The sequence below is a fragment of the Pseudomonas sp. 43(2021) genome (assembly GCF_017490805.1).
GTDB lineage: Bacteria > Pseudomonadota > Gammaproteobacteria > Pseudomonadales > Pseudomonadaceae > Aquipseudomonas.
In genome coordinates this window covers 109,344-117,950 of sequence record NZ_JAFGYJ010000020.1, presented here as the reverse complement: position 1 = coordinate 117,950, position 8,607 = coordinate 109,344, and the positions used below count along the sequence as shown (strand labels likewise).

The 8,607-nt window shown below is 62.3% G+C and carries 8 protein-coding genes; 3 read left to right on the top strand and 5 right to left on the bottom strand.

Annotated features, from left to right (window positions below):
- Positions 1–192: 192 nt before the first annotated feature.
- A complete protein-coding gene (gene purU / locus J5M71_RS18165; RefSeq protein WP_023662871.1) occupies positions 193–1,044 on the bottom strand; it encodes a formyltetrahydrofolate deformylase in 852 nt (283 codons plus the stop codon).
- Positions 1,045–1,326: 282 nt separating this feature from the next.
- On the opposite strand from purU, the gene mvaT reads away from it, so the two are divergent.
- Positions 1,327–1,704 (top strand): histone-like nucleoid-structuring protein MvaT, encoded by a 378-nt coding sequence (gene mvaT / locus J5M71_RS18160; protein WP_063913248.1) that lies wholly within the window; start codon positions 1,327–1,329, stop codon positions 1,702–1,704.
- An 83-nt stretch (positions 1,705–1,787) separates the two neighbouring features.
- On the opposite strand, the gene sbcB is transcribed toward mvaT, so the two are convergent.
- The 3 genes from sbcB to J5M71_RS18145 all read right to left on the bottom strand — a co-directional run bounded on the left by sbcB (position 1,788) and on the right by J5M71_RS18145 (position 4,166).
- Positions 1,788–3,221 (bottom strand): exodeoxyribonuclease I, encoded by a 1,434-nt coding sequence (sbcB, locus tag J5M71_RS18155; protein ID WP_207834640.1) that lies wholly within the window; start codon positions 3,219–3,221, stop codon positions 1,788–1,790.
- Positions 3,222–3,296: 75 nt separating this feature from the next.
- The gene (locus J5M71_RS18150; protein ID WP_207834632.1) at positions 3,297–3,656 is read right to left on the bottom strand and encodes a PilZ domain-containing protein; all 360 of its coding nucleotides are present in this window, start codon (positions 3,654–3,656) and stop codon (positions 3,297–3,299) included.
- A 123-nt stretch (positions 3,657–3,779) separates the two neighbouring features.
- Positions 3,780–4,166 (bottom strand): tetratricopeptide repeat protein, encoded by a 387-nt coding sequence (locus tag J5M71_RS18145; protein WP_207834621.1) that lies wholly within the window; start codon positions 4,164–4,166, stop codon positions 3,780–3,782.
- 179 nt (positions 4,167–4,345) lie between these two features.
- On the opposite strand from J5M71_RS18145, the gene pyk reads away from it, so the two are divergent.
- Positions 4,346–5,800, top strand: coding sequence for a pyruvate kinase (gene pyk / locus J5M71_RS18140; RefSeq protein WP_063913252.1), 1,455 nt, complete (start codon positions 4,346–4,348; stop codon positions 5,798–5,800).
- Positions 5,801–5,856: 56 nt separating this feature from the next.
- Here pyk and J5M71_RS18135 read toward each other — a convergent pair whose 3' ends face one another.
- Complete coding sequence (locus J5M71_RS18135) at positions 5,857–6,777, bottom strand: iron-sulfur-binding ferredoxin reductase (RefSeq protein ID WP_207834619.1); 921 nt, start codon at positions 6,775–6,777, stop codon at positions 5,857–5,859.
- 277 nt (positions 6,778–7,054) lie between these two features.
- On the opposite strand from J5M71_RS18135, the gene J5M71_RS18130 reads away from it, so the two are divergent.
- The gene (locus J5M71_RS18130; RefSeq protein ID WP_207834618.1) at positions 7,055–8,578 is read left to right on the top strand and encodes a fumarate hydratase; all 1,524 of its coding nucleotides are present in this window, start codon (positions 7,055–7,057) and stop codon (positions 8,576–8,578) included.
- The last annotated feature ends 29 nt before the right edge of the window (positions 8,579–8,607 follow it).

Below are 8,607 nucleotides of genomic sequence, written 5' to 3'. Positions count from 1 at the left end.
GGTGAGGCGGTGGGGTTGTTGCGGGTCTTGGCCATTGCGTATCCCTCAGGATTGCCGGGGACGCCTTGCGCCCCTTTCACGACACAAGGCCGCTCCCACATGGAATGGGGCGCACCTCACTTTGTGGGAGCGGCCTTGCGTCGCGAAAGGGCTGCGCAGCAGCCCCAGGATCTCACCGACAACCCGACTCTGTCAGTCAAACACCACAGTCTTGTTGCCATGCACCAGCACCCGGTCTTCCAGGTGGTAACGCAGGCCACGGGCCAGCACCATCTTCTCCACATCACGGCCAAAGCGGACCATGTCGTCGATGCTGTCGGCATGGCTGACACGCACCACGTCCTGCTCGATGATCGGGCCGGCGTCCAGCTCTTCGGTGACGTAGTGGCAAGTCGCGCCGATCAGCTTCACACCACGCAGGGCGGCCTGGTGATACGGCTTGGCGCCGACGAACGACGGCAGGAAGCTGTGGTGGATGTTGATCACCTTTTCAGCATAGTCCTGGCACAGTTGCGGCGGCAGGATCTGCATGTAGCGGGCCAGCACCACCACATCGGCAGCGTGCTCCTGCACCAGGCGCGACACTTCGGCAAAGGCCGGGGCCTTGTCCTTGGGGTCGACCGGTACATGGAAGAACGGAATACCGTGCCACTCGACCATGCTGCGCAGGTCGTTGTGGTTGGAAATCACGCAGGGGATCTCGCAGTCCAGCTCATCGGTGTGCCAGCGGTGCAGCAGGTCGGCCAGGCAGTGCGACTCGCGGCTGGCCATCAGCACCACGCGCTTTTTCTGCGCCGAGTCGGTAATGCGCCAGGTCATGGAGAACTCTTCGGCGATCGGCGCAAACGCCTCGCGGAAGGCTTCGATACCGAACGGCAGCGATTCGGCGCGGATTTCATGGCGCATGAAGAACCAACCGCTCTGCTCATCGGAGTGGTGGCTGGCTTCGTTGATCCAGCCATTGTACAAGGCCAGGAAATTACTGACTTTCGCCACGATGCCAACACGGTCGGGGCAGGCGATCACCAGACGATAGGTGCGCATGAATGAGACTCCAGAACTTCGCAAAGGCGCTCATTCTAGCGGCCCGCCAGGAAAAACGCAGTATTGATCGCAGCGGCCGTAGCCTGTGTAGCTGTCGAGATGCACCGCCGTCACTCTCTGACAGACATGACGAAATGCCGGGTTAATTGTAAATTTTTGTTCACGCAGAGATATGTTGTCACAGCTTAATTAACAGTTAATTGCCCAACAATATGTTTACTTGCGAGTATCGCCTGTCTATTATTGCCCCACACATTTCTGAAACGCATTAAGGAACACTCCATGTCCCTGATCAACGAGTACCGCGCTACCGAAGAAGCCATCAAGGAACTTCAGGCCCGCCTGGCCAACCTGTCGCAGGATGACAAGCTGAAGAAAGAACTGGAGTTCGAAGGCAAACTGCGCACCCTGATGGGCGAGTACTCCAAGTCGCTGCGCGACGTGATTGCCCTGCTCGACCCAGATTCGAAACTGAGCAAAGCCCCTCGTGGTGCGGTCAAGACTACCGCCACCAAGCGTGCGCGCAAGGTCAAGCAATACAAGAACCCGCACAACAATGAAGTGATCGAAACCAAAGGCGGCAACCACAAGACCCTGAAAGAGTGGAAAGCCAAGTGGGGTGGCGATGTGGTTGAAAGCTGGGCAACCCTGCTGGACTGATAGTCCGCATACGCCTTTTGCTTATCGCAACGAAAACGCCGGCACATTGCCGGCGTTTTTGTTTGTCCGCGTTTTTTCAGCACTCAGCCAACTGCAAACTGTGCCTGCAATTGCCGGGCATGCACCTGCCAGGCCTCCAGCACACGCCGCCCCGCCTCGTCGGCGCCTTCCCAGGCCTGCTGCCGCGCCCGTTCGAAGTCGCCCAGCGTATTCGGCGCCCCCCACTGCGGGTCACTCAGGCGTTGCTGGCAGAAGCTGAACCAGCGTTGCCGCTCTTCGCCGGTCAAGGTCTCCGGGAAGTTGCGCGCCCGATAGCGGAACAACAGTTCAGGCAGGCGCGGATCATCGAACATCCAGTGCCCGCGGCCCAACTGCGCCGGTTCCAGTGCACGAACTTGCTCGCATAAGCGGCGGTCACGGTCCCCCAGAAAACCGTCATACAACTGTTGTTCTGGGTCTTCACTCGGGGTGAAGTCTTCCTTGCCGTAGATGTGTTCCAGCTTGTCTTGCCATTGCGCCTGTTGCTTGGCCAATGCTTCGCCGCGCAATTGTAACAACGTCAAGTCCAGGCCCAACCGTTGTTGATCGGCCGGGCGCAATACCGAGAGTGGCGCCAGTACCGGGCAGCGATTGATCTGCACCAGTTTGAGCGGCACGGGTAATTCACCCTCGGCCAGTTCTTCATGGCGGGTATACAAACGCTGGCGTAGAACTTCAGCACTTTCCCGTAGTAACGGTAGGGTTTCCTGATGCAGGTCGCACACAATCAGTGCATTGCGATTACGCGGGTGCCAGGCTAATGGCAATATGACACCAAGGTAATTACGTGCCGCCGAAAAGCGCCCGGATATATGCACCAGTGGCTGCAACAAACGGACCTGCTCCATCACTTTATGCTTACTGCGCAACTGGAACAGCCACTCATACAACTTGGGCTGTTTCTGCCGGATCAGGCGGGCCAGGGCGATGGTTGCCCGCACGTCGGAAAGCGCTTCGTGGGCATGCCCATGGTCGATGCCATTGGCCTTGCTCAGCAGTTCCAGACGCAGGCTGGTGCGCCCATCCTGTTGTGGCCACTCGATGCCGTCCGGGCGCAATGCATAGGCCGTGCGCACGATGTCGATCAGGTCCCAGCGGCTATTGCCGCCCTGCCATTCTCGGGCATAAGGGTCGAAAAAGTTGCGGTACAGGCTGTAGCGGGTCACTTCGTCGTCGAAGCGCAGGGTGTTGTAGCCGGCGCCGCAGGTACCTGGGTGCGCCAGTTGCGCGTGCACCCGGGTCATGAACTCGGCTTCGCACAAGCCCTGCTCGGCCAGCAGTTGCGGGGTGATGCCGGTCACCAGGCAGGCGGCCGGGTGCGGCAGGATATCGTCGGAGGGCCGGCAATAAAGGCTGATCGGCTCGTCGATTTCGTTGAGGTCGAAGTCGGTGCGCACGCCGGCCACCTGCAGCGGCCGGTCACAGCGCGGGTTGATGCCGGTGGTTTCGTAGTCGTGCCAGAAAATGCTGGAGGTCACGGGGTCGTCCTGTATCGAGGTCGACCCGATTCTAGCGCGATTCCGGCACGACTCCAGCGAGCCAGAGCGCGGGGCTCAGACGGAAGCGTTGGCAGGGCGGAAACTGAAATAGTCACGCAACGAGCGGACGAATTCGTCGTACTCGCGGGGCGCCTGCAGCAGCATGAAGCCCGAATCGTAGTGGCCGGGCGTCTGGTCTTCGCGGCACCACAGGCAGCTGGCGGTGAGGTTGACGAACTGATGCCCGCCGCCGACCAGCGGCAGGCGCAATTGCAGCTCATAGTCGGGCCCTACCAGTACAGGTAGCTGGCTGATCAGCATCAGCCCGTCTTCGGAGGCGTTGCCCAGCTGGCCGATCGACTGACCGGTAAAGCGGTTGAACACCTTGAGAACACAAGGCAGCTGATGGCGTTCGATGTGGCGCTTGTTGAACATGATCGCAAGTGCAGTCCGTATCCGATGCCAGGAATACGAGGAACTGGCGGTTGTTGTAACAGCTGAGTTACAGATTAGCGCAGCGCGCGCGGCAAATCCCGTGAAATAAATCACACCTTGGTGTTAACGCCAAGGTGCGGCACTCACCGGGTGGGCCACGGCGGCTTCGGCGCCGCGCAAATGGCCGAGTTTCTCCAGGGTCTGCAGGCGTGCCTGGGCGCGATAGGCATACTCATTGCCCGGGTACTGCTGGATCAGGTACTGGTAGGTTTGCGCGGCATCCACGTACAACGCCTGGCGCTCCAGGCACTGGCCGCGCAGCAGTGACACTTCGGGGTGGATGAACGGGCGCGCACGGCTGGTGCGGTCGACCTGCGACAGCTCGAGCATGACCCGTGCGCAATCGCCACGGTCGTAGGCGCGGTAGGCGTTGTTCAGGTGGTGGTCCATGGACCAGCGGGTGCAGCCGACGGCGCTGGCCGCCAAGACTAAAACGATCAGGGCTCGCATGGGGGTCTCCTTTGATGCCAGTGTATCGGCCTTTGCCGGCAAATCTTCACACCCTTTTGCAAGGATACCCTGCCCGTTCAAATGCCACCCTGCCTTGGTCGCAGGTAGTGCAACGGAACAATGACTACAGCGCAATTGAGGAGTAGCCTTTCGCTGCGCTTCACTATAGGAGTCTGTGCATGAGCATCCGCCGTACCAAAATCGTCGCCACCCTTGGCCCCGCCAGCAACTCGCCGGAAGTGATCGAACAGCTGATCCTCGCCGGCCTGGACGTGGCACGCCTGAACTTCTCCCACGGCACTCCGGACGAGCACAAGGCCCGCGCGCGCCTGATCCGAGACATCGCCGCCAAGAACGGCCGCCATGTTGCACTGCTGGGCGACCTGCAGGGTCCGAAGATCCGCATCGCCAAGTTCGCCAACAAGCGCATCGAACTGAAGATCGGTGACAAGTTCACCTTCTCCACCGCCCACCCGCTGACCGAAGGCAACCAGGACATCGTCGGTATCGACTACCCGGACCTGGTCAAGGACTGCGGCGTTGGTGACGAATTGCTGCTCGACGATGGCCGCGTGGTCATGCGCGTCGAGACCGCCACCGCAGACGCCCTGCACTGCGTGGTGATCATCGGTGGCCCGCTGTCGGACCACAAAGGCATCAACCGTAAAGGTGGCGGCCTGACCGCGCCGGCCCTGACCGAAAAAGACAAGGCCGACATCAAGCTGGCCGCGGAAATGGACCTGGACTACCTGGCCGTGTCCTTCCCGCGTGACGCCAGCGACATGGAATACGCGCGCAAGCTGCGTGACGAAGCCGGCGGCAGCGCCTGGCTGGTGGCCAAGATCGAGCGCGCCGAAGCCGTTGCCGACGACGAGACCCTCGACAAGCTGATTGCCGCCTCCGACGCCGTGATGGTTGCCCGTGGCGACCTGGGCGTGGAAATCGGCGACGCCGAGCTGATCGCCATCCAGAAGAAGATCATCCAGCACGCCCGCCGCAACAACAAGGCGGTGATCGTGGCGACCCAGATGATGGAGTCGATGATCCAGAACCCGATGCCGACCCGCGCCGAAGTGTCCGACGTGGCCAACGCCGTGCTGGACAACACCGACGCGGTAATGCTGTCGGCTGAAAGTGCCGCCGGTGCCTACCCGATCGAAGCCGTCCAGGCCATGGCCCGCATCTGCCTGGGTGCCGAAAAGCACCCGACCAGCCAGAAGTCCAGCCACCGCCTGCACACCACCTTCGAGCGCTGCGACGAGAGCATCGCCCTGGCGGCCATGTACACCGCCAACCACTTCCCGGGCGTGAAGGCGATCATCGCGCTGACCGAGAGTGGCTACACCCCGCTGATCATGTCGCGCCTGCGTTCGCACGTGCCGATCTTCGCCCTGTCGCCGCACCGTGCTACCCAGGCGCGTGCCTCGATGTTCCGCGGCGTGTACCCGATCGCCTTCGACCCGGCCTCGCTGCCGGCCGACAAGGTGAGCCAGGCAGCGGTCGACGAACTGCTCAAGCGTGGCCTGGTGGAGCAAGGTGACTGGGTGATCCTGACCAAAGGTGACAGCTACCACACCATCGGTGGCACCAATGGCATGAAGATCCTGCATGTCGGTGATCCGCTGGTCGGTTGATCCCGCCAAGGGGCCGCGCCATGGCCCCGTTCGCGGGCACGATCAACACAAATGCCTCAGGCATGCTCGACAAACACATCAGCAAACACCTGCCCCCGCGGCACCCCGGCAATGAACAGCCGTCGGGCAAACCGCTCGACACTCCCCGGCGCCCCGCACACCAGCGCCACCGTCTGCCGCGTTGAAGGCCGCAACCCGGCCAACGCTTCATCCAACTGCTCCACCAGTACCAACTCGACATTCACATTCGCCATTTCCCGCAACGGCTCTGCCAAGTAATGCCCGGTGCTGTCCCGCGCCACATGCAGTACCCGAATCTCGCCACGGTGCCCCTGCCGTACTGCCTCGCGCAAGATGCCCCACAGCGGAGCAAGCCCCGTTCCGGCAGCCAGCAGCCAGAGCGGCCGATCCTGCCAGTCCGGGTCGTAATGCAAAGCCCCGCCCCTGAATTCACCCAGGCGCAGCACATCACCCACCTGCAGGCCACGGACCTTGTCGCAAAAAGCACCTGGGCGCTGGCAATCGATGTGAAACTCCAGAAAGTCATCTTCCCCCGGCAGGCTGGCCAGGGAATACGGCCGCGCTACCGAACCCTTCCACAACACCACATGCTGCCCCGCCTGGTAACGCAGTGCCCGCTCGGGCCGCAGCCGCACGCGCAACACATCGCCGAACCAGTCCAGGGCACAGACCTGAGCCGGCACACCATCCTGTTGCGGGTCGAACAACGCTACATGCAGGTCCTCGACCACACGGCACTGGCAAGCCAGACGCCAGCCCAAGGCATGCTTTTCCAGCGCCATGGCCTCGGGCAGCGCATCCAGCGGTTGCCCGGCCAGGCAGTGCACCAGGCAGGCATGGCAGCTGCCGGCGCGGCAGCTGTAAGGCACATTCAGCCCGGCCTCGTTCAAGGCATCGAGCAGGTTGCTGCCGGCCGGCACCGCCCAGCGGCGCTCGCCCACGCAAAGTTCGGGCATGTTCAGCTATCTCTTCCAGCTCTTGGGTTTCCGGGGCCGCGTTGCGGCCCCCTCCCAGCATCCTATCTCTACAGCAAGGCAGCAAGAACAATGCCTGCCCCCTGCCGACCATGGTCCAGACCACTCGCAGGTGTTTCAGACGGAGAGGCACGCTATACTGCCGCGCCCTTTTGCGTCGGCCATGCTGCCGGCGCGCCTTTGCAAGGCGTTTCGACACGCTGGTCGGCACCGTCGAGCGTCTATATGAATGTTCCCGTCTTTAAGAGGAGCGCGCTGCATGACCGTGATCAAGCAAGACGACCTGATTCAGAGCGTCGCCGATGCCCTGCAATTCATCTCGTACTACCACCCCGTCGATTTCATCCAGGCCATGCACGAGGCCTATCTGCGTGAAGAGTCGCCTGCTGCGCGCGATTCCATCGCCCAGATCCTGATCAACTCGCGCATGTGCGCCACCGGCCACCGCCCGATCTGCCAGGACACCGGTATTGTCACCGTGTTCGTGCGCGTGGGCATGGACGTGCGTTGGGACGGCGCCACCCTGAGCGTCGACGACATGATCAACGAAGGTGTGCGTCGCGCCTACAACCTGCCTGAAAACGTCCTGCGCGCTTCGATCCTGGCCGACCCGGCCGGTGCCCGCAAGAACACCAAGGACAACACCCCGGCAGTGATCCACTACTCCATCGTCCCCGGCGACAAGGTCGAGGTCGATGTCGCGGCCAAGGGCGGCGGCTCGGAGAACAAGTCGAAGATGGCCATGCTCAACCCGTCCGACTCGATCGTCGACTGGGTACTGAAGACCGTCCCGACCATGGGCGCTGGCTGGTGCCCGCCTGGCATGCTCGGCATCGGCATCGGCGGTACCGCCGAGAAGGCCGCGGTGATGGCCAAGGAAGTGTTGATGGAGTCCATCGACATCCACGAACTGAAAGCCCGTGGCCCGCAGAACCGCCTGGAAGAAATCCGCCTGGAGCTGTTCGAGAAGGTCAACCAGCTGGGCATCGGCGCCCAGGGCCTGGGTGGCCTGACCACCGTGCTCGACGTCAAGATCATGGACTACCCGACCCACGCCGCTTCGCTGCCGGTGTGCATGATCCCCAACTGCGCCGCCACCCGCCACGCCCACTTCGTGCTCGATGGCTCCGGCCCGGCCGAGCTGGAAGCGCCGTCGCTGGACGCCTACCCGGAAATCGTCTGGGAAGCCGGCCCGAGCGCCCGTCGCGTCAACCTCGACGCCATCACCCCGGAAGAAGTCGCCAGCTGGAAGCCGGGCGAAACCATCCTGCTCAACGGCAAGATGCTGACCGGCCGCGATGCCGCGCACAAGCGCATGGTCGAAATGCTCAACCGCGGCGAAGAGCTGCCGGTGGACCTGAAAGGCCGCTTCATCTACTATGTCGGCCCGGTCGACCCGGTCGGTGACGAAGTGGTAGGCCCAGCCGGCCCGACCACCGCTACCCGCATGGACAAGTTCACCCGCCAGATCCTCGAACAGACCGGCCTGCTGGGCATGATCGGCAAGTCCGAGCGCGGCCCTGCCGCCATCGAAGCGATCAAGGACAACAAGGCCGTGTACCTGATGGCCGTCGGCGGCGCTGCCTACCTGGTGGCCCAGGCCATCCGCAAGTCGAAGGTCCTGGCCTTCGCCGAACTGGGCATGGAAGCGATCTACGAGTTCGAGGTCAAGGACATGCCGGTGACCGTCGCCGTGGACAGCAACGGTGAGTCGGTACACATCACTGGCCCTGCCCTGTGGCAGAGCAAGATTGCCCAGAGCCTGGCAGTCGAATTGAAGTAAGCCTGATGTAACCGTGTCGCCTTCTTCGC

Coding starts and splice junctions, on each gene's coding strand:
- pyk (WP_063913252.1), top strand. CDS start 4,346: ATGAGCATCCGCCGTACCAAAATCGTCGCCACCCTTGGCCCCGCCAGC.
- purU (WP_023662871.1), bottom strand. CDS start 1,044: ATGCGCACCTATCGTCTGGTGATCGCCTGCCCCGACCGTGTTGGCATC.
- J5M71_RS18130 (WP_207834618.1), top strand. CDS start 7,055: ATGACCGTGATCAAGCAAGACGACCTGATTCAGAGCGTCGCCGATGCC.
- mvaT (WP_063913248.1), top strand. CDS start 1,327: ATGTCCCTGATCAACGAGTACCGCGCTACCGAAGAAGCCATCAAGGAA.
- J5M71_RS18145 (WP_207834621.1), bottom strand. CDS start 4,166: ATGCGAGCCCTGATCGTTTTAGTCTTGGCGGCCAGCGCCGTCGGCTGC.
- J5M71_RS18150 (WP_207834632.1), bottom strand. CDS start 3,656: ATGTTCAACAAGCGCCACATCGAACGCCATCAGCTGCCTTGTGTTCTC.
- J5M71_RS18135 (WP_207834619.1), bottom strand. CDS start 6,777: ATGCCCGAACTTTGCGTGGGCGAGCGCCGCTGGGCGGTGCCGGCCGGC.